The sequence below is a fragment of the Marinomonas sp. ABL3_031 genome (assembly GCF_056161265.1).
In genome coordinates this window covers 1-1,421 of the sequence record NZ_JBSWYU010000031.1, presented here as the reverse complement: position 1 = coordinate 1,421, position 1,421 = coordinate 1, and the positions used below count along the sequence as shown (strand labels likewise).

Sequence of the window (1,421 nt, the reverse complement as noted above, 5' to 3'; positions counted from 1 at the left end):
TGAACTGACCCCATAAAGTTGGACTCTGTTCTAAGCGGCTTTCAAGGCCTGATTCCGATACTCTATCGGACTCAGGCCTTTTAGTTTCTGCTTAATTCGATCGTTGTTGTAATACTCGATGTATTCCTTGATTGCTTCAATCAGTTCATCAGCATTGTTAAATTTTTCGTTATGGTACATTTCTGTTTTTAGAATACCGAAGAAGTTTTCAGCTACAGCATTATCTAAGCAATTTCCTTTTCTAGACATACTTTGGGATAACCCATGAGTCTTAACTTGTGCCTGATACGCTTGGTTCTGATACTGCCAACCTTGATCTGAGTGAATAATTGGCTTCTCATCTTCTCCAAGCTTTCTAATTGCACTCTTTAACATGTCTGTGACCAGCGGTAAGGTGACTGACGTCCTTACTTCATAACTCACGACTTCTTGATTAAACAAGTCGATCATTGGTGATAGATAGACCTTCTGATCAGCAACTTTAAACTCAGTTACGTCTGTCACCCACTTTTGATTAGGCTTATCAGCATAAAATACTCTGTTGAGTAAATTGGGCGCAGTTTTTCCAACTCGACCTCGATAAGACTTATATCGCTTAGGTCGTACTGTGGATCTTAGCCCTTGTGCAACCATAAGACGCTGAACACGCTTGTGGTTCACTTGGATGCCACTATTTCTTAAGGCGTAGGTCACTCTACGATATCCATAACGCCCTTTGTGGGCATGGAAGATATCGTAAATCTTTTCTTTCAGATCCCTGTCAGAATCAGTGATCTGCGTAGAAGCTCGATGGTAGTAATAGACACTTCGAGCCAGTCCAGTGGCTTTGAGGAGCAACTGTAACGAATATTTAGCCTTGAGCTCAGTAACGATCAGCGCTTTTTCTTTGCTTGTTCCTGTTTGGCCTGAGCCAAGGCTTCCAACTTTTTTAGCACAGCATTTTCTGCACGCAGGTACTCAAGTTCTTCTCTCAGTTCTTTTTCCGTCATCTGTTCCGCAGGTTTAGATTCAGAAGATTGAGTTGTCATGCGAGGCCTGCCTTTTCTCTGTGGTTTAAGTCGAGCTATACCTTCGCAAGCATAGTGCTTTTGCCACTGGAATAGTATTCCTGGAGACGATAAATCGAAGTAGGCACTTGTATAAGTTAAAGACCACTCATTTTCATGCATCGTTTTAAGCACTTTGAGCTTAAAGGATTGCGGATATGGCATCTGGCTATGCTGAAAACTGTTTTCACCATGAACTCTATACACTTGAGACCAGTAACAAACTTGCCTCGATGTTACATCGAATTGGCGGGCAATAGCTCTTGAGCTTTGGTGTTGAGATAGCTTAGCTAAAGACAGTTTAAATTCTCTGTGATATTTGGACATAAAAAGACCCCCAGTAATTGGAATGTCCAACTATTGGGGGTCAGTTCA

The 1,421-nt window shown here is 41.7% G+C and carries 2 protein-coding genes; both read right to left on the bottom strand.

Features of this window, described 5'->3' with window-relative positions:
- Positions 1-30: 30 nt before the first annotated feature.
- Complete coding sequence (locus tag ACXAH2_RS17115; RefSeq protein WP_475080167.1) at positions 31-873, bottom strand: IS3 family transposase; 843 nt, start codon at positions 871-873, stop codon at positions 31-33.
- Complete coding sequence (locus ACXAH2_RS17110; protein WP_475080165.1) at positions 873-1,373, bottom strand: transposase; 501 nt, start codon at positions 1,371-1,373, stop codon at positions 873-875. Before ACXAH2_RS17110 ends, ACXAH2_RS17115 begins: the two co-directional genes overlap by 1 nt.
- Between the last annotated feature and the right edge of the window lie 48 nt (positions 1,374-1,421).